The organism is Frateuria soli, from assembly GCF_021117385.1.
GTDB classification, from domain to species: Bacteria; Pseudomonadota; Gammaproteobacteria; order Xanthomonadales; family Rhodanobacteraceae; genus Frateuria_A; species Frateuria_A soli.
The window spans coordinates 2,728,241-2,745,298 of the sequence record NZ_CP088252.1 but is presented as its reverse complement, the minus strand read 5'-3'; the positions used below and the strand labels follow the sequence as shown (position 1 = coordinate 2,745,298).

Sequence of the window (17,058 nt, the reverse complement as noted above, 5' to 3'; positions counted from 1 at the left end):
CGGGAAGCGGGGGACTCGCATGCTTGCCTGGGGCGTCCCGGCTACACGCAGGGACGCGGTCTGGTCGTTCCGCGCACGCCCACTTCAGCGCGACGTTTGCGTTTCGCATGTCCGCGAACGGGGTGGACGGAATCCGTCGCCGGCGGCAGCCGGCTCGCCGGGTAGGGACATGCCCGAGGATCGATGTTCGCAAGCCAGAACCGGCTCCTGGCCCCGCCCATGCAGAGGCAGGCAGGGCAACTCGATCGGCAGGTGCAAAGACAGGAACGCCTGCGGGCGGGTGTCCCTTGTCGGGTGCCAGGGGTGAGCGCCGCTCCGGTATGCTGGGGAACTGCCGTGTCCCGATCGGGTCCACGGATCATCACCCATACCGGACTGCCCGTCATGAATCCTTCGCGTTCGTTCCTTGCCGCCGCGCTGGTCGCCGCGGCCGGCCTTTCCATCGTTCCCGTCCCCGCACGCGCCGCCGACCTGGGCGGCAACGCCGTGGCGGGGGTGTGCATGCTGTCGCGCGAGGCGGTGTTCGCGCAGTCCAAGGTGGGCCAGGCGGCGAGTCAGCGGCTGGGGCAACTGGCAGAGCAGGCGCGCACCCAGCTGGAGAACCAGCGCAAGCCGCTCGACGCCGACCTGAAGGCCTTCCAGCAGAAGGCGCCTTCACTGAGCGAGGCCGAGCGCAAGAAGCAGGGCGAGGCGCTGCAGCAGCGCCTGCAGACGTTCCGCGGCCAGGCGGGCGAACTCGACCAGCGCATCCAGCTCACTCGCGGCAAGGCGATGCAGCGCATCGGCCAGGAAGCCGAGCCGATCGTCGCCAGCGTCTACAAGAGCCACAACTGCGGTCTGCTGCTGGACCGCGATTCGGTGCTGGGCGGCAACATGACCAACGACCTGACCCCGGGCGTGGTGCAGGGCCTGGACGGCAAGATGACCACGATCAGCTTCAACCTGGAACCGCTGCCCAGCAATACGGGCAAGTAAGCACCATGTGCCGGGAGCGGGGCCCGTCCGGTCCGGACGGGCCCTGCCCGAAGCAGTGCGCGGCGGTCAGGATTTCTTGCCGCCGCCGTCCTGCTTGTTCACCGTCGCCCAGGCGATGCGCTCGGCCGTCTCCTGCGACTTGCCTTCCTTCTTCTCGCTCTGCTCGATGTGGTGCGCCTCGCGCTTCTGCTTGTCGGTGTAGGAGGACTTGTCGCCCTTGGGCATGGCACGGCTCCTCAGGTTGGCTGGGCCCCGACGCTAGCGGTTGCGCGGTTAACGGGAGGTCGCGAGCCGACGACCGTCACGTAAAGGCAAGCGCTGGACGGGGGCGGAGCAATCCGCACGCGGTGATACAGTGCGTCGCTTCGATGGCAAAGCGAGCGACGCGATGACGAACCATGCCTCCTATCCGATCGGTACGCCCGGCGTCGCCTGGGGACCTGCGGAAGTGGCGGCGTGGCTGGCGCGGCAGACACGCCAGCGCAGCTACCAGGCGGACGTGCTGGCGACGATCGACCGCCTGCGGCCGCATCTGGACGTCGTGCAATACGGCCAGCTCGATTACCCGCCCGACAGCTACCCGCTGTTCGCGATCAGGAGCCGCAACTGGCGCGACGATCTCCCCTGCGCGCTGGTGACCGGTGGCGTGCACGGCTATGAAACCAGCGGCGTGCACGGTGCGCTCAAGTTCGCCGCGCAACACGCGCCCGGCTACGAGGGGCGGATCAATCTCCTCATCGCGCCGTGCGTCAGTCCATGGGCCTACGAGCGCATCCACCGCTGGAACGCGCACGCGATCGACCCGAACCGTTCCTTCCGCGAGGACAGCCCGGCGCAGGAATCGGCCGCGCTCATGCGCCTGGTCGCCCCCATCCGCGATCGCGTGCTGGTGCACGTGGACCTGCACGAGACCACCGATACGGACGAGTCGGAGTTCCGCCCGGCGCTGGCCGCGCGCGATGGCGTGGCGTTCGAGCCCGGCGAGATCCCCGACGGCTTCTATCTGGTCGACGACAGCGCCAGCCCGCAACCGGACTTCCAGCAGGCGGTGATCGCGGCGGTGGCCCGGGTCACCCACATCGCCCCCGCCGACGCCAGGGGCGAGATCATCGGTTCGCCCGTGATGGCGCCGGGCGTCATCCACTACCCGCTGGAGCAGCTGGGCCTGTGCGCCGGCATCACCAGGGCGCGCTACAAGACCACCACCGAGGTCTATCCGGACAGCCCGAAGGCGACCGCGGAACAGTGCAACGAGGCCCAGGTGGCGGCAGTCCGCGCGGCGATCGAGTTCGCGCTTGGCGCGTAGGCAGGCCTCCCCGGCGTAGCGGGCGCCGCGCGCACCACCCGCTCCGAGCGCGGGCGCAAAGCGACCAAGTGCGTTTGCCGCGGAAGCGCCCCGGCGCCCGCTAGAGCATCGCTGCGATCCCTCCGACCTCGGCGAGCACGGCGCTGCGTCGACGCGCGTCGATGGCTGGCGCGGCGTAGTAGGCGGTGACCAGCAGTGGCGGCCGGCCGGGCGGGAACAGGATGGCGATGTCGTTGCTCTCGCCCTGCGCGCCGCTGCCGGTCTTGTCACCCGCGCTCCACCCTGCCGGCAGGCCGGCGCGCAGCTTGTCGGCGCCGGTCAGGCAGCCGCGCATCCAGGCCAGCAGCCGCGCCCGCGACGGTTGCGCCAGCGCCTCACCGAGCAGCAGGTGCCGCAGGGTTTCCAGCATGGCCCGTGGCGAGGTGGTGTCGCGCAGGTCACCCGGCCGGGTCACGTTGAGCGCAGGCTCGGTGCGGTCCAGCCGGGTCACGGTATCGCCCAGCTCCCGCACGAAGGCGGTCACCGCGTGGGGACCCCCGAGCGCGGCGAGCAGTAGGTTGGCGGCGGTGTTGTCGCTGAGCGTCAGCGTCGCGGCGCAGAGCTCCTCGACCGACATGCCGGGGGTGCCGGTGTGCAGCCGGGTGACCGGCGCGTAGTGGAGCAGCACCTCGGGGCCGAACACGATGCGCCGTTCGAGCCGCTCGTGGCCGCGGTCCACCCGCGCCAGCACCGCGGCCACGGTCAGCACCTTGAAGGTGCTGCACATCAGGAACCGCTCGTCGCCGCGATGTGCCGCGCGACGGCCGTCGCCGGTATCCAGAATCGCCACGCCCAGCCGGCCGCCGTGGCGGCGTTCCAGCGCGGCAAGCCTGTCGGCCGGGCCGGGAGCAACGCCGCCGTCCGGTGTGGCCTGGGCAAGTGCGGCAGGGAGCAGGGCGCCCAGCAGGCTGCCTTTGATGAAGTCTCGGCGTTTCATGAAGTGGCTCGCGGGAATCAAGGGCCAGGATCCTGCGGGAACGCTGTGCGTGTTCGCGGCCCGGGCGCGGGCATTTGTCGGGCGCCGCCGGTTCCGCGCACGCATGCGCGTGTCGCCGTTGCGGGTATACGATGCGCAGTGCAGCAAGGGACTTCCGCACGCTGGCCCGCGCGGTCGGCCCAACCTCAGGAGGCAGGTCGTGAAATCTCTGGTGTTCGCCCTCGCATTCGTACTGGCAGCCCCGGCGGCAATTGCGCAGCAGAATTCGCAGCAGCCGACGCAGCATTCCAAGCCCGTGCAGAGCTTCCAGGACCTGCGTGCGCGGGAGAGCCAGAGCAGGGTCAAGTCGATGACCCGGGCCCAGCAGCAGGGCTATCTGGATTCCCTGGCCGACCTGGAGACGCTGCGTGGCAAGCTCGCCGACGCCTGGACACAGATGGGCATGTCACCGGCAGGGGCCAAACGGGTCGCCGATGCGTACGATCCCGACCTGGCGGCGCGCTCGCACCACACGTCGCTGCGTGGAAAGAGCGACCAGGAGATCGCCCGGTTGATGCAGGACGCGCTGAAGGAAAAGAAGTACCTGAAGGCCAACCAGCTGCTGATCGACTACCAGCGACAGAAGCTCGCGCTGAGCGAGTTGTCCAGCCCGCAGACGCGGGGCAATTCAGGCCTCTGACAGCAGCGTGGCGCGCACAGGCGTTCAGGGCCGGATGTAATCGTCGGCCGGACGCTCGCCTTTCTGGCGCTGGTTGTCCTCGCCGGTATCGTTCGTGGCATCGCCGCTGGCGGTCGTGTCCGCCGGGCGCCCGGGCATGTCCTCGTCCCGGTCGCCGCCCGCGTGCGGATCGCGGTGCGGTCGGTCGTTCTTGCCGGGAGGTGAAGTGATCATGCGCCTTCTCGATGGTTGACCTGCGGGTATTGTCGGCACTGACGCGAAAGTGGGTGTGAGCATGGCGTGCCGGCGATGCGCGTCCCCAAGCCCGATGGCCGTGGACGATCTGTTCGCGGCCGCCGACGCCGGCCGCCAGGCGCGCATTGCGGTGGCCGGGCGCAAGCAGGGCGACGGCGCCTTGATCACGATCCTGTTCCCGCCGATCCGTGGCCGGTTCAGCCGCGTCCGCTTGCGTTAACGCTGCCCGCCCGCAAGATGGAACACATCCACCGACGAGGAGCTTTCCATGCAGCACACCCACCATGAGCGCACCTTCGAGGACAGCGGCAAGCATTTCGTGGCGATCATCAACGAACAGTCCGACGGACTGCTGAGCGTCACCGTGCGTCTTCCGGACGGCACCCTGCGGGTGGTGCCCGGCGAGCATTTCCGCGACGAGGACCAGGCGATGGCGGCGGCCAGTTCGTTCGCGCACGAACTGGTGGGTTCCTGCTGAGGGCGTGCGCGCCGGGTTGCTCTCGCCTGGCCGCGCGAGCGGGGCTGGCACTGGGCGCACTGTGGATGGCGCCCAACACCTTGCTGGGCCTGCTCGCCGGTGGCCTCGGCCTGGTCATGGGCGCGCGCGCGCAGTGGCGGCCGGCCGAGCTGGCGCTGGTGTTCGCGCGGATGCCACCGGTCGCCTCCGGCGCGCTGACTCTGGGCAACGTGATCCTGCACACCGGCGAGCACCTGGACGTGGCCTGCACGACCTACGCGCATCGGGCCGGGCGTGCGGTCGAGCCGTGCGTGTCGCTGGCCGATCACGAGCGCGCGCACGTGTACCAGTACATGGCGCTGGGTCCGCTGTTCCTGCCGCTGTACCTGCTGTGCGGAGGCGTCAGCGTGCACAATCCCTTCGAGCGGGCCGCCGATCGCTATGCGCGCGACGGAGCGGGTTGGTGGCCGTTTGCGTGGGCACGGGACACCATCGAGGGACACGAACGATGAACGACAAGCTCGACCTCGACCTCGACGATCTGGCCCACCTCGCCCGCGTGGCCGAAGGCCAGGGCGCCACCGTTCCCGAGCCGGCGGTGGCCCGGTTGATGCTGGCGGGGCTGGTGCGCCGGCCCGGTCGCGTGTGCGAGGGCGCGCCAGTGCTCGAGCTGACGCCGGCCGGACTCGCGTTGGTGCGTTCGAGCGACCAGTGAGCGGCGGGGTGCGTGTCGGTCCGGAACTGAAGATGCGGCGTGGTGACGGCGCTCATCAGGTCGATGCAGGCGGCAACGACTCACCGCGCGCGGCAGCTTCACCCGGACCGACGTAGGTTGGTCACGCCAGGCGACGCTTGGCACGCGTGCCGGCGCGTCCCTTCCGGCAGGAGCCAAGCCGGTGGATGCCGATCACATCATTCAATCCGATGCCAGGATCGAGCGGATCAGGTACGACGGTTTCCGGGCGTTCCTGCTCGGCCGCGATCCCACGCGGCGGCTGGCCGATGCGTTCGCCCGCCAGATCGTTGCGCGGGGTGAGCACGCGCGTTACGGCTATGCGCCGGAAGCCGGCGAGAAGGTCATCGCGGAGGATTTCTACTATTGGGTCTGCCGCCCCTGAAGGGGCGCGAGCTTCAGGTTCAGCGGCCGCGCGCCAGTTCGGCCGCGCGCCGCAGCTCGGCGCGGCGCCGGTCCTGTGCCGCGAGCAGCTGCTGGCGACGGCTCGGCGGAAGGGCGGGTGCCTGCTCGGCGATCAGGCCCAGCTGGCGGCCGAGGCGCAGCACGAGCTGACGCCACCGGGGAGTGGACCACGGAGAGAGGTGGGGAAGCTGTGCGTGGGGGTTCATAGGGCATCCTCAAACCGTCGAGCTGAGCATGGCGGCGGACGGAATCGCTGCCTCGGATGCTGAATGTGCACCGAACCTTGTTAGATGCCTGTAATGCGGACGCTATGGCCGTGGCGATGAGGCCGCCAGCCCTTTCGACACGCCCCTGACAGGCATCGCGCCAGACTGTTCGCTACGCACAGCAACGGAAAATCGCCATGGGCAACCAACGCAACGAGCGCGGCCGCGAGCCTGTCGGAGGCCCGATGGCCCCGGACGCCGAGGGCAAGACCGCCGGCTCCAACACGCAGAGCCAGGGCGGGATCAGCCGCAAGGTGGCCCAGGCCGCTCGCGAGGAGTCGGACGCCGCCGCCGGTCTGCCTGGCGGGCTGCCGCGGGTCGATCCGCCGGGCCTGTCGCCGGACGAGGGCGGTCCGGCGCGCAAGGGCAGCGCCGAGCAGGGTTTCAGCGGCGACGACGGCGACTACGTTTCCGGCGGCAGTACCGGCGTGCCGGCGTCGCGCGCGCCCGGCGCCGCAGCCGATCTGGGCGCACAGCAGGACCCCCGCGTGCACGGCGTGCCGCGCGATCCGGCTGACCGCACCACTGGCGCGGATTCGCCCAACCGGGGCGGCACCGCCGGCTCGCCGGGCGGTCCCGCGCGCATGGCGCCGGCGCACGTGCCCGGTCAGGAGCCGGACGAGGGTGTGATCCAGGGCGGCCAGAGCGGCAACGACGCGCAGCGCGATCAGCAGGTCTGACACCCGACCCTTCGTTCTCCCCGGAGAGGCCGCGCCGCCCCGGGCCGCGGAGGCGGCTGGCGCTCGCGCGCACACCGCCCGCGCCTTATCACAATCTCCACATTCCTAAACCGCTGGATATCCCCCTGCGTGCCCTCGCGCACGTTTGGCCGTCCGAGTCAGGAAACGTCAAGGTAGCGGGCGGCAGGGGGTGCTAGGGTCCGAGGCTCTGGGCCGACGGTTGGTGGTTGTCCTCCGGGCAGGCACCCGCCAAGGGCTCGCTCATGAAGGAGAAGGCGCACATGGTCAACTCGACATTCCGGTGGGCCGCGGGGTCGCTGATGGTCACGGCGATCGCGCTTGGCGGTTGCACCAATTACGTGAAGAAAGCCGATTACGACGCCGCGATTGCCGAGCTGCGCGCCAACGACCAGAAGCAGCAACAGCAGCTCGATTCGCTGACCCAGGAGATGCAGCAGCGCTTCGCCAAGTACGACGCGCAGATCTCGCAGATGGCCGGCCGCGTGCGGCTCGACACCGCGGCGCACTTCGCCTTCAACGACTCGACCCTTCGCGACGAAGACAAGCCGCTGCTGGATGACTTCGCCAAGGTCGTCGGCCAGCACTATCCCGATGCCGTGATCACGGTGGAGGGCTTCGCCGACCCGGCCGGCTCGGCCAGCTATAACCGCCACCTCGGCGAGCGCCGTGCCAAGGCGGTGCGCGACTACCTGGTGCAGAGCGGGCTGTCCGCCGATCACCTGCGTGCGGTCAGCTACGGCGAGTCAAGCGACCGCCAGGTCGAGCGTGGCAAGACGCGCGAGGCCGGTGCCTCCAACCGCCGCGTGACGCTGGTGGTGGATTTTGCCGGGCAGTCGGCCGGTGAGCAGACGATGTCCTCCGGCACGACGGGCTGACCAGGCCCGATCCGGCTCTTGAAGGGCCGGTCCGGAGTGTTCCGTGGGGCGGGCTTCGGTCCGCCCCACGCGTTTGTGTGGTGGGCGAAGTCGCACATGGCGACACGCTCTCGCTCGCGGCCGGGCGCGCTCCGCCCGGTGCATGTGTTCCAGCGTCGCGTCGGCGATCACGGTCAGCAGCGTGGCAATTCGGCAACCACTGTTGCGTGCCTGCGCGGCCGGCACCGCCCGACACGCCTGCGTGCTTCATCGGACGTCGCTTGTTCCGCGGCCCATGCACGTGCGCACCACCTGTGCGAGCCCGTTCACGGGCGATGCCATTCGAATCCGACGTCCGCGAATTAGTCTCGCCCCACAGGTTGCGCGGCGCGATCGCCCGCGCGGCCACTGCGCACCGCCAACGTGAACGGAACGCTGTAGAGGAGCCCGTTGATCCTCAGCTAAGGGCTTCTTTATGACCCCCTCGGTAGGGTGGAAAGCGTTCGCCAGCAAGGCGGACTTTCCTTCCACAGACAGGAGAACGCCATGAGTGACGACAAGCGCGGTTTCGCTTCGATGGACAAAGACAAGCAGCGTGAGATCGCCAGCAAGGGCGGCAAGGCCGGAGGCGGCGACCACGCCACGCACGAAGAGCATGTGCGGGCCGGCCAGCAGAGCAGCGGTGGCACGCACGAGCAGCATGTCAAGGCGGGCCAGCAGAGCCACAAGAACGACTGATCCCCGTCAGTCCATTGCCAGTGCGAAGGGCGGCCACCGGGCCGCCCTTCGCCTGTCCGGAGCCCGCCCGTCTATCATCGCCCGGCCGCGACGTGCGGCCCTAGGGAGAAGCTCCGATGAAGCGTTTGCACGTGGCACTGCTGGGCGGCCTGCTGCTGGCCGGCTGTTCGTCGCATGACCAGGCGGCCGACACGGGCGCCAGCACACCCGCGCCCTCCGCGCCTGCCGTCGCCGACCAGCCGCTGGACCTGTGCCGGTTGATGCCGGTGGCCGACGTGGCCGCCATCCTGCAGGCCAATGGCGCCGACACCGTCACCGAGCAGAAGTCGGGCGCCGGCGGCATGTGCTCCTACCTGCACCAGCCGCAGCCGGGCGATTACCGCACCAAGTTGCTGATCGACTTCACCCGCATGGCCTCGGCCGACCAGGCCGGCCAGGCGCTCGCCGCGCACCGCGAGGACTTCACCGGGCGCGGCATCGGCGTCACGCCGGTGCCGGGGCTGGGCGACGAGGCCTTCCTTGCGGAGACCGAAGGCGCGGCCGGCCTCAAGCTGCGCGTGGGTCCCTACCAGGGCCAGATCAACCTGCGCGTGGAGGATCGCGATCCGGCCACGCTGCGTCCCGCCGTGCTGGCGCTGGGCAAGCAGGTGGTCGAGCGCCTGCACTGAAGCTGCATCGGTTGCCGGGGACGGCCATAATCGGCCGCCCCCCTCGCCGGAAGCCTTGCCATGAAATTCCTGATGATGGTGTACGTCGACGATGCCCTGCTGCAGGCCATGCCGGAGGAGGAGTTCGACACGCTCATGCGCGGCTGCCTGACACATGCCGACGAACTGCGCGCGGACGGCTGCGTGCTTGACTCGCAGCAACTGGAACCGCCCTCCACCGCGCGCTCGTTCCGCGTGCGCCAGCAGCGCACCACCGTGTTCGACGGGCCGTTCGCCGAGACCAAGGAATACCTGGCCGGCTTCAACCTGATCGAGGCCGACGACCTGGACCACGCCATGCGCATCGCGCGGGCCTTCCCGTGGGCACGCATCGGCGCGATCGAGGTGCGTCCGGTGCGCGACATGGACGCGGTGCGCCGACGCGTGGGCGCCTGAAACGGTGACCTGAAAAAAAGGCCGCGTCCTGCACAGGGACGCGGCCATGAAAAACCGAGCCACTGCCAAGCAGATCGGATGCCCGCGGCGGAGGACCGCGCGACCGGGCAACGATAGGCGGGTGCCGTCTCAGGAATTCGGACGCTCCACCGGCGGCGGATCATCCGGCATTGGCGCCTGTTTCACCCTTTCCCAACCTTCGCCGCGAGGGCGCGGTCGCCTGTTCAGCGTCTGCACGTTTCCCGCTCCGCCGGCTCACACGCCCTGAACGGGTGGGGCGCGCACGATGGCAAGCACTCTCAACGGCAAGGAGTAATTAAATGCTGGTTACCATCCTGGTCATCCTGGTGATCCTCGCGCTGCTCGGCCTGCCGACCTGGGGCTACTCGCGCTCATGGGGCTACGGCCCCAGCGGAGGCCTGGGCCTGATCATCGTGATCGTGATCGTGCTCTGGCTGCTGGGCGTCTTCCACTGATGCCCTGAGGTGGCCGCCCCCCCCGGGGCGGCCTGTGCGTGCCGCGCGTGGGAGAATGGGCAGCTCCCACCCACGGCACACACCCATGCTGAAACTGATCGGATTCGACGGAGACGACACCCTCTGGCACAGCGAGGGCTTCTACCAGGCCGCCGGCGCCGAGTTCCAGGCCATCCTCGCCCGCTACGTCGACGTCGCCGACCGCCAGGTGCAGACCAGCATGCTGGCGACCGAGCGACGCAACCTCAGGCTGTTCGGCTACGGCGCCAAGGGCATGACGCTGTCGATGGTCGAAACCGCCATCGCCATGACCGAAGCACGCATCGAGGCGCGCGACATCCATCGCATCGTCGAACTGGGCAAGACCGTGCTCGAGCATCCCGTGGAACTGCTGCCCGGCATCCGCGCGGCGGTCGAGGCGGTGGCCGCGCGGCACGCGATCGTGCTGATCACCAAGGGCGACCTGTTCCATCAGGAGAAGAAGGTCGCCGAGTCCGGCCTGTCGGACCTGTTCGGGCGCATCGAGATCGTGTCGGAAAAAAACGAGGGCACCTACCGCCGCGTGCTGGGAGAGTTCGATCTTTCGCCGGCGCAGTTCGCGATGGTCGGCAACTCGCTGCGCTCGGACATCGAACCGGTGCTGGCGCTCGGCGGCTGGGGCGTGCACATGCCCTACCACGTGACCTGGGCACACGAGCTGGAGACGGGCCTCACCGGCGGGGAGGAACGCATGGTCAGCGTGGACGCGCCCGCGGGCATCCCGGCCGCGGTGGCGCATCTTGGCGAACGCGCGTCGGCATCGCTGGCCGCTCGCTGAGATGGCCGCCGTGCCGCCGCGCGTGGTGCTGGATACCAACGTCTGCCTGGACCTGTTCGTCTTCGACGATCCGCGCTGCGCGAATCTGGCCGCGGCGCTCGCCAGCGGCGCGGTCGAGGCGATCACCGCGGTGGACTGCCGCGATGAATGGCTGGCCGTGCTGGACTATCCACGGCTCGCGCTGGACGGGACCGTGCGCGAGCGCGCGGTGCTGTCGTTCGACGAGCGGCTGCGCGTGCTGCCGACCGTCGCGGCAGGCCGCGGGCTGCCGCGCTGCGCCGACCGCGACGACCAGAAGTTCCTGACCCTGGCCGCCGCTGCCGGCGCGCGCTGGTTGCTCAGCCGCGACAGCGCGTTGCTCAGGCTTGGTCGCCGCACGCTGCGCGACGCCGGTTTCGCGATCCTCACGCCGGAACAATGGTCGCTGCATCACGCTCATCCAGCGTCCCGCGTTTCCTCGTAGGAACTCCGCCTGGGGCGATGTTCCCGGGGCTGGCGCATCGAAGGCATCGCCCACGAGCGGCCTCCTGGAGAGAGTGTGTGCAAACCGGCCCTGGCGAGGTGACCCATGCTGACCCCCGCTGACGTGTCCTGCCCCTACTGCGGCGAGCGGATCGAGCTGCTGCTCGACGGCTCGGCGGGCGAACAGGCCTACATCGAGGATTGCCCGGTGTGCTGCCGGCCCATCGGCGTGCATGTCAGCGTGGACGCGGACGGCGAGCCGAGTGCGACGGTCTCGGGCGAGAACGAGGCCTGAGCGAAGGTCGTGAAGCGCGCACCGGAACCTTCTTCGGGCGAGAGGGCAGGGCGAGGGACCGGTAGCGCGCGCGAGGCACCAGGCGGATCCGTAACTCTTCCGGGAAAGCTCCCGGAGGGCAGTTCGCGGCAGCCGCGAACCCTCACCGCGACCCGCTATGGAGGGCCGAGGTGGCCACCCTGCGCGGCCAGCGTGGCGCGGGTCGCGTCGTCGGTCGCGGGCGTCACCGGCCGCGTCAGCTCCCACAACATGTGCGCGCGGAAGCCCAGCGCCAGCGCGTCCTGCACCGTCCACAGCACGCATACGTCGCGTGCCAGCCCGCACACGTGCACTTCGGTCACGCCGCGCTCGCGCAACCAGCCGGCCAGACCGGTCGGCGGCCGAGAGCCGCCCGGGCCGTGGTTCTCGCGGAAGGCGCTGTAGGAATCGACCACCGGATCGATGCCCTTGCGCACGACCAGATCCAGCGGCGTCCAGTCGATCGACGGGTGCAGGGCGGCGCCGGGCGTGCCGGCCACGCAGTGCACGGGCCACAGCGTCTGCGGATGGCCATGCAGGGTGATCTGCCCGAACGGCGACTGGTCCGGATGGTTGGCGGCGAAGGAGACGTGCCCGCGCGGATGCCAGTCCTGCGTGGCGACCACGTGGCGATAGCGTCGCGCGCGCAGCAGCGCATCGACACCCGGCACGATGGCGTCGCCCTCGTGGCAGGCCAGCGGCCCCCCGGGCATGAAGTCCGGCTGCACGTCGACGAGGATCAGGGCGGTGTCGGGCGGGTGCGGGCGGGTCATCGCGGCAGTGTAGTGCGTCCCTGCGTCGACACGTGCCAGGCATCCACGCGGGCAAGGGGTTCCGGCGAACCACCTTCGGTGGACCACCCGGCATAATGCCGGTTCACCAACGGCGGACAGCGATGCATTACGACCAATCCTGGATGGGCTACGGCTGGGTCGGCGGCCTGCAGGCGGGCCTGATCGCGGCGGTGATCGGCGGGCTGCTCTTCCTGCTGTTCCGCTGGCGCACGCGCCAGGCCTGGAGCCATGGCGCGCAGATGGCGTGGGCCTATGTGCTGGGTGTCGTCCTCGCCGGCAGTGGTGACCTGGCTGATCTGTTCTATTTCAACTACGCGCGCCTGCAATCGGTGCAATTGCTGCGCGCAAAGCTGGCCGATGTGCACGATCCGGACGGGCTGGGCACGCGCGTGCTGTGCGAACTGGCCGGCGTGGCGATCGGCATCGCGCTGGCGTGGATGGCCAGCGAATGGGCCGCGCGGCGCAGGTGACCGGGGGTCCGGTCCGGCAAACCTCGCGGTGAGCTGCGTGCCGGGCTGAAGCCAGGCCCTCGCCGCGTCAGACGGCCTGCGAAGCCAGTCGCCGCCGTGCCGGAACGATGTCCGGCTCAAGCATCTGCGACGCCAGCACCCGTGCCTGCAGCCTTATCTCCGGCATCGCCGTGGATTCCCAGCGCGCGCCGCGCACGAGACTGCCGATGCCGAACAACCGCGGCCACGGCGTACCGTCATGGCACAGGCGGCCTTCCATCGTGGCCTGGCAGCCCAGGCCCAGCGGGTCGGGCGTGACGTGGCCGTTGGTCACCATCTGGCTCATCAATGGGTGGAGCGTGTTGCGCACGTCGGTGTCCAGGCCGATGGTCTGGATCGCCAAGTCGGCCTGCACAGGCGTACTGGCACCGGCGTGCCATGTCTCCAGCTCGATGCGTCCGTCCCGCGACCGGGCGGCGGTGACGCGACCGCTCACCCGGCTGAGCCGCCCCTCGCGCTCGAGTTCCAGCACCTGCCGTTCCACCTGTGGCGGCATGCGGTGGCGGGCGCGCTCCCACGCCCAGCGCGCATGCCGCAGGAAGCGCGCGCGTTCGGCCAGCGGCAGTGCCTCCCACAGTTCGGGCGTGGACGGGCGCAGGCTGTCGATCACCACGCGCCAGTCCCCGCTGGCGGCGATCGCCTCGCGAACCAGATGCAGCCAGCGGCGGATTTCCGGGGCGTCGTGCATGGCCTCGACCAGTGCGCCACCGTCGTCGTCCGGCACGGTGGACACCGGCAGGTGCGCTGCCGGCAGCCGGCCATGGCGGGAGACTGCGGTGAAGTGCGCGTCGGGCCAGCGATCGGCCAGATCCAGCAAGACGTCCACCGCGCTCAGGCCCAGCCCGACCAGCGCGACTTCGCGCGGCGCCGTGTGCGGCGGGGTCGAAGCCAGAAAAGTCCAGGGATCGATGATGTAGCGATTTTCCGCCAGCAGCGCCGCCTCGACACCCGGGAGCGGCCGCACCGGCAAGGCGCCGATGGCCAGCACCGCCGCATCGACGCGACTGGCACGCTCGCCCTGGATCACCGTGACGCCGTCGATCTCGGGGACCAGCGCATCGGCCGCGAACGGCACCACCCGCACGTCCACGCCACGGCTGCGCGATTGCGCCAGCGCGTTGGCCGCTTCGTCTTCCAGGTAGTCGCCATACAGCCGCCGTGGCAGGAAATCGGTGCCGGCGACCCGCGGATCGGCACGCTGCGCGAAGTCCAGGAAGCCGCGCGGCCGGCGCGAGAACATGCCCATGGTCGCGGCGCGCACGTTGAGCAGGTGGCGCGGCGAGGTCGTTCCGTAGGCGATGCCGCGGCCGGGCTGCGCGGCGCCACCGGTGTACCAGTCCAGATGCAGCGGCGCGCTGGCGCGATCCACCAGTTCGGTGAGGAGGGCGACGGCGGCGGCACCGCCGCCAACGATGGCGACCCGTCGGAACATGGCGGCTCTCCGGTAGCCGGGGGCTCAGCCCGGCAGCGGTCCGGCGATGGCCGGCCGCGAGGGGGGCATCCGTTGCCGGGTGGACGGGGGCGGGGCGTAGGCGAGACCGGCGGGGGCGCCCCCGAAAAGGTGCAGGCTCAGCGCGGCGTCGCGCCTGGAAAGGTTGCGGCAGCGATGCAGGCGTGACTGGTCGGCGTCGAACCACAGCGCATCGCCCGGGCCGAGCCAGTGGCGCCCATGCGCCAGCGGCTCGCCGCCATCGCTCTGGCGGCGCCAGGCTTCGATTTCCAGCGCGTTGTGCAGCGGGATTTCCAGACCCCAGCGCGCGCCATGATCGTGCAGCGCGGAGACGTGGTTGGGCGGCCAGGCGATCAGCAGCAGTTGCAGGTGCGCGCTACCGGTCCGCAGCGGGCGAATGCGCGGGGCGCCGGCGGTCGTCCGGACGCGGGCGGACAGTGCAGTGAAACCTTCCGTATGGAGACGGACCGCGCTGCCCAGTTCACGGGCGAGGGCGGCCAGGTCGGGGTGCTCCCCTCGGCAGTGCGCCAGCGCGATACGGCGCAGCGCCTTCAAGCTTTGCCTGTGGTTTGCCATGGCAGGACCGTACGAAGAACGGCGCCCAGTGGAGCACGGGCGCCGTTAAGCAGTCGTAACCCTTGAGTGCGCGATGCTGGGCGGCTTTTTACAGCTTGCGCAGCTCGAAACTCACCGGCACCCGCGCCCAGGCGCGCACCGCGTGGCCATCCACGCTGGCCGGCTGGAAACGCCAGCCTCGCAGCACCTGCTCACGCGCACTCTCGTCCAGCTGCCTGTAGCCACTGCTCTGGTCGATGATCACCTCCACCGGCCTGCCCTGCTCGTCCACCAGCACGCGCAGCAGCACGGTGCCGTGCATGTGCTGGCGGATCGCCCGGGCGGGAAAGACCAGCGGCGCACTGCGATAGGCGAGGCTGGCTTGGACCGGCTCCCCCGGCAGGGTGGCCGGCGTCGCGCCGACCGTCGGCGGTGCGATCGCAGGCACGGGAATCGGCGACACCGCCACCGTGCCTTCGTCGCTGACGTGCAGCGGGGTGGCGACCGGCGGTGCGACATGCACCGGCGTGTGCCGCGTCACCGGCAGGATGGCCGGCAGCGATGGCACCTCCACCGGCCTGGGCCTGGGCGGGATGAAGCGCGTGGTCAGCGCCGGGGTGTCCATGCGCGGCAGGGCCAGCGGCGGCAGCGGCCGGGTGGCAGCGATGAATACGGTCAGATTGATGGCCATCGCCGCGCTCAGCGCAGTGATGCGGACCGGGTCGGGAAGGGCGTGCGTGCGGGATGAAGCCAGGACTGCGGACGACATGGGCGTTCCTCCTGTGCTTTGGCGCAGGCGCGCTGCCTGGGGAGGGCAGAGGGAACCGTGCCGGCGCGACTCCAGCCTAGGCTTGCCCCTTGTCCGCGCGCAAGCATTCCCGCCGTCGCGTTCTTTGCCGCACAATCGGCCGGTGCGGCCGCGGGGGCCGCGGGGAGGCGATCATGACGATAGGGAAAAAACTGGGCGCGCTGGCGCTGCTGGTGGGCGGACTGGCGCTGTTGCCGGTCCCGGCGCATGCGGGCGAGATCTCCTGCAAGATGACCTTCTCGCTGTCGGGCTGGTCGGTCTTCTACAAGACTGCCAAGGGCTCCGGCACGGTCCGCTGCAGCAACGGCCAGACCATGCAGGTGAAGCTGCGCGCCAAAGGCGGCGGGCTGACCTTCGGCAAGACGCACATCGAGAACGGCATCGGCAAGTTCTCCGGCGTGTACGACATCCACGAAGTGCTCGGCCACTACGCCAACGCCGAGGCACACGCCGGCGCCGGTGAATCGGCCGGCGCGCAGGCGCTGACCAAGGGCAACGTCGGCCTTGCGCTCAGCGGCAAGGGCGAGGGCTGGAACCTGGGCGTGGCGTTCGGGGCGTTCATCATCGAGCAGTAAGCGCGGCCTGGACGTCCAGACGTCCAATACAGAAACAGTACGCGCGGGTATGGTAGGGTGGCCGCCCGGCCTTTCCGTCCAGGAACCTCCATGCCCGCGCCTCCCGCCGTCAGTCCGCCGCGCTACCGTTTCGGTGACGAGCTGGCCAGCACGCTGATCCACGGCGTCGGCATCCTGCTCAGCATCGGCGGACTGGCGACGCTGGTGGCGTTCGCCGCGCTGCGGGGCGATGCCCGGGCGGTGGTCAGCTGCGCGGTGTTCGGCTCCACGCTGATCCTGCTCTATACCGCCTCGACCCTGTATCACGCGATTCCCGGCGAGCTGCCGCGGCGGGTGCTGCGTACGCTCGACCACATCGCGATCTTCCTGCTGATCGCCGGCACCTATACGCCGTTCACCCTGATCGTCTTGCCGGGGGCGTGGGGCTGGGGGCTGTTCGGTACGATCTGGGCGCTGGCGCTGGCCGGCAGCGCGCTGGAGCTCGGCCTGTTGCGGCGTATCCGGACGCGCTGGCTGGCGGTGTCGATCTATGTGGCGATGGGCTGGGTGGCGCTGGTGGCGTTCGAGCCGCTGCGCAAGCACCTGGAACCGGGTGGGCTGGCGCTGCTCATCGCGGGCGGGGCGACCTACACGCTGGGGGTGCCGTTCTATCTGTGCAAGCGGCTGCCGTTCCATCATGCGGTGTGGCACGGCTTCGTGCTGGCCGGCAGCGTGCTGCATTACCTGGCGGTGCTGCTTTACGTCATCCCCGACTGATCCTGTGCGTCCTGAACCCGTCGTCGGGATGGCTTGCGGCACCGCCGATCGCCCACAAGTGGGCTCCTACAGGAACGCACCGCCGCCGGTCGGCCGCAGAACCACCCGCGCCGCCC

Annotated in this window: 27 protein-coding genes and 1 pseudogene; 20 read left to right on the top strand and 8 right to left on the bottom strand. The window is 70.1% G+C overall.

What is annotated here, in order from left to right; genetic code table 11:
• Positions 1-384 precede the first annotated feature (384 nt).
• Positions 385-975 (top strand): OmpH/Skp family outer membrane protein, encoded by a 591-nt coding sequence (locus LQ771_RS12680; protein WP_231349771.1) that lies wholly within the window; start codon positions 385-387, stop codon positions 973-975.
• Between the two features lie 69 nt (positions 976-1,044).
• Here the strand turns inward: LQ771_RS12680 and LQ771_RS12675 are convergent.
• Positions 1,045-1,200, bottom strand: a pseudogene (locus LQ771_RS12675) (HupB); the annotation flags it as partial.
• 163 nt (positions 1,201-1,363) lie between these two features.
• Between LQ771_RS12675 and LQ771_RS12670 the strand changes: the two are divergent.
• Positions 1,364-2,281: a M14 family metallopeptidase gene (locus tag LQ771_RS12670; protein ID WP_231349770.1), complete on the top strand. Its 918-nt coding sequence runs from the start codon at positions 1,364-1,366 to the stop codon at positions 2,279-2,281.
• Between the two features lie 100 nt (positions 2,282-2,381).
• On the opposite strand, the gene bla is transcribed toward LQ771_RS12670, so the two are convergent.
• Entirely contained in the window at positions 2,382-3,257 is an 876-nt protein-coding gene (gene bla, locus LQ771_RS12665; protein ID WP_231349769.1) for a class A beta-lactamase, read from the bottom strand.
• A 199-nt stretch (positions 3,258-3,456) separates the two neighbouring features.
• Here bla and LQ771_RS12660 point away from each other — a divergent pair, with 199 nt between their 5' ends.
• Positions 3,457-3,936 carry a hypothetical protein gene (locus LQ771_RS12660; protein ID WP_231349768.1) on the top strand — a complete coding sequence of 160 codons (480 nt, stop codon included), beginning with the start codon at positions 3,457-3,459 and terminating at the stop codon, positions 3,934-3,936.
• Between the two features lie 24 nt (positions 3,937-3,960).
• Here LQ771_RS12660 and LQ771_RS12655 read toward each other — a convergent pair whose 3' ends face one another.
• Entirely contained in the window at positions 3,961-4,149 is a 189-nt protein-coding gene (locus LQ771_RS12655) for a hypothetical protein (RefSeq protein WP_231349767.1), read from the bottom strand.
• Positions 4,150-4,249: 100 nt separating this feature from the next.
• Between LQ771_RS12655 and LQ771_RS12650 the strand changes: the two genes are divergently transcribed.
• The 5 genes from LQ771_RS12650 to LQ771_RS12630 all read left to right on the top strand — a co-directional run bounded on the left by LQ771_RS12650 (position 4,250) and on the right by LQ771_RS12630 (position 5,745).
• Positions 4,250-4,390 carry a hypothetical protein gene (locus LQ771_RS12650; protein ID WP_231349766.1) on the top strand — a complete coding sequence of 47 codons (141 nt, stop codon included), beginning with the start codon at positions 4,250-4,252 and terminating at the stop codon, positions 4,388-4,390.
• Between the two features lie 48 nt (positions 4,391-4,438).
• Positions 4,439-4,648, top strand: coding sequence for a hypothetical protein (locus LQ771_RS12645; RefSeq protein WP_231349765.1), 210 nt, complete (start codon positions 4,439-4,441; stop codon positions 4,646-4,648).
• A gap of 65 nt (positions 4,649-4,713) precedes the next feature.
• The gene (locus LQ771_RS12640) at positions 4,714-5,139 is read left to right on the top strand and encodes a hypothetical protein (protein ID WP_231349764.1); all 426 of its coding nucleotides are present in this window, start codon (positions 4,714-4,716) and stop codon (positions 5,137-5,139) included.
• Positions 5,136-5,342, top strand: a complete 207-nt coding sequence (locus LQ771_RS12635) for a hypothetical protein (RefSeq protein ID WP_231349763.1) — start codon at positions 5,136-5,138, stop codon at positions 5,340-5,342. Before LQ771_RS12640 ends, LQ771_RS12635 begins: the two co-directional genes overlap by 4 nt.
• 181 nt (positions 5,343-5,523) lie before the next feature.
• Positions 5,524-5,745 (top strand): hypothetical protein, encoded by a 222-nt coding sequence (locus LQ771_RS12630; protein ID WP_231349762.1) that lies wholly within the window; start codon positions 5,524-5,526, stop codon positions 5,743-5,745.
• Between the two features lie 19 nt (positions 5,746-5,764).
• On the opposite strand, the gene LQ771_RS12625 is transcribed toward LQ771_RS12630, so the two are convergent.
• Entirely contained in the window at positions 5,765-5,971 is a 207-nt protein-coding gene (locus tag LQ771_RS12625) for a hypothetical protein (RefSeq protein ID WP_231349761.1), read from the bottom strand.
• Between the two features lie 197 nt (positions 5,972-6,168).
• On the opposite strand from LQ771_RS12625, the gene LQ771_RS12620 reads away from it, so the two are divergent.
• The 9 genes from LQ771_RS12620 (at position 6,169) to LQ771_RS12580 (ending at position 11,477) form a co-directional block, all read left to right on the top strand.
• Complete coding sequence (locus LQ771_RS12620; RefSeq protein WP_231349760.1) at positions 6,169-6,711, top strand: hypothetical protein; 543 nt, start codon at positions 6,169-6,171, stop codon at positions 6,709-6,711.
• 281 nt (positions 6,712-6,992) lie between these two features.
• Positions 6,993-7,607, top strand: coding sequence for an OmpA family protein (locus tag LQ771_RS12615; RefSeq protein ID WP_231349759.1), 615 nt, complete (start codon positions 6,993-6,995; stop codon positions 7,605-7,607).
• Between the two features lie 525 nt (positions 7,608-8,132).
• Positions 8,133-8,324 carry a KGG domain-containing protein gene (locus LQ771_RS16020; protein ID WP_338030337.1) on the top strand — a complete coding sequence of 64 codons (192 nt, stop codon included), beginning with the start codon at positions 8,133-8,135 and terminating at the stop codon, positions 8,322-8,324.
• A gap of 116 nt (positions 8,325-8,440) precedes the next feature.
• Entirely contained in the window at positions 8,441-8,992 is a 552-nt protein-coding gene (locus LQ771_RS12605) for an ARID/BRIGHT DNA-binding domain-containing protein (RefSeq protein ID WP_231349758.1), read from the top strand.
• Between the two features lie 60 nt (positions 8,993-9,052).
• On the top strand, positions 9,053-9,427 hold the full coding sequence (locus tag LQ771_RS12600) for a YciI family protein (RefSeq protein ID WP_231349757.1): 375 nt from the start codon (positions 9,053-9,055) through the stop codon (positions 9,425-9,427).
• A 320-nt stretch (positions 9,428-9,747) separates the two neighbouring features.
• Complete coding sequence (locus LQ771_RS12595; RefSeq protein WP_275045640.1) at positions 9,748-9,903, top strand: DUF3309 family protein; 156 nt, start codon at positions 9,748-9,750, stop codon at positions 9,901-9,903.
• 55 nt (positions 9,904-9,958) lie between these two features.
• Positions 9,959-10,720 carry an HAD family hydrolase gene (locus LQ771_RS12590; RefSeq protein WP_425491276.1) on the top strand — a complete coding sequence of 254 codons (762 nt, stop codon included), beginning with the start codon at positions 9,959-9,961 and terminating at the stop codon, positions 10,718-10,720.
• 1 nt (position 10,721) lies between these two features.
• Positions 10,722-11,183, top strand: a complete 462-nt coding sequence (locus LQ771_RS12585) for a putative toxin-antitoxin system toxin component, PIN family (protein ID WP_231349755.1) — start codon at positions 10,722-10,724, stop codon at positions 11,181-11,183.
• Positions 11,184-11,288: 105 nt separating this feature from the next.
• Entirely contained in the window at positions 11,289-11,477 is a 189-nt protein-coding gene (locus LQ771_RS12580) for a CPXCG motif-containing cysteine-rich protein (RefSeq protein ID WP_231349754.1), read from the top strand.
• 155 nt (positions 11,478-11,632) lie between these two features.
• Here LQ771_RS12580 and pncA read toward each other — a convergent pair whose 3' ends face one another.
• Positions 11,633-12,268, bottom strand: a complete 636-nt coding sequence (gene pncA, locus LQ771_RS12575) for a bifunctional nicotinamidase/pyrazinamidase (RefSeq protein ID WP_231349753.1) — start codon at positions 12,266-12,268, stop codon at positions 11,633-11,635.
• Positions 12,269-12,390: 122 nt separating this feature from the next.
• Between pncA and LQ771_RS12570 the strand changes: the two genes are divergently transcribed.
• Positions 12,391-12,759: a hypothetical protein gene (locus tag LQ771_RS12570; protein WP_231349752.1), complete on the top strand. Its 369-nt coding sequence runs from the start codon at positions 12,391-12,393 to the stop codon at positions 12,757-12,759.
• Positions 12,760-12,826: 67 nt separating this feature from the next.
• Here the strand turns inward: LQ771_RS12570 and LQ771_RS12565 are convergent, their stop codons facing one another.
• The 3 genes from LQ771_RS12565 to LQ771_RS12555 form a co-directional block, all read right to left on the bottom strand.
• Positions 12,827-14,230: an FAD/NAD(P)-binding protein gene (locus LQ771_RS12565; protein WP_231349751.1), complete on the bottom strand. Its 1,404-nt coding sequence runs from the start codon at positions 14,228-14,230 to the stop codon at positions 12,827-12,829.
• A gap of 24 nt (positions 14,231-14,254) precedes the next feature.
• On the bottom strand, positions 14,255-14,824 hold the full coding sequence (locus tag LQ771_RS12560; RefSeq protein WP_231349750.1) for a cupin domain-containing protein: 570 nt from the start codon (positions 14,822-14,824) through the stop codon (positions 14,255-14,257).
• A gap of 88 nt (positions 14,825-14,912) precedes the next feature.
• Positions 14,913-15,572: an energy transducer TonB gene (locus LQ771_RS12555; RefSeq protein ID WP_231349749.1), complete on the bottom strand. Its 660-nt coding sequence runs from the start codon at positions 15,570-15,572 to the stop codon at positions 14,913-14,915.
• A 173-nt stretch (positions 15,573-15,745) separates the two neighbouring features.
• On the opposite strand from LQ771_RS12555, the gene LQ771_RS12550 reads away from it, so the two are divergent.
• Complete coding sequence (locus LQ771_RS12550; protein WP_231349748.1) at positions 15,746-16,186, top strand: hypothetical protein; 441 nt, start codon at positions 15,746-15,748, stop codon at positions 16,184-16,186.
• Positions 16,187-16,276: 90 nt separating this feature from the next.
• Positions 16,277-16,942, top strand: coding sequence for a PAQR family membrane homeostasis protein TrhA (trhA, locus tag LQ771_RS12545; RefSeq protein WP_231349747.1), 666 nt, complete (start codon positions 16,277-16,279; stop codon positions 16,940-16,942).
• Positions 16,943-17,058 lie beyond the last annotated feature (116 nt).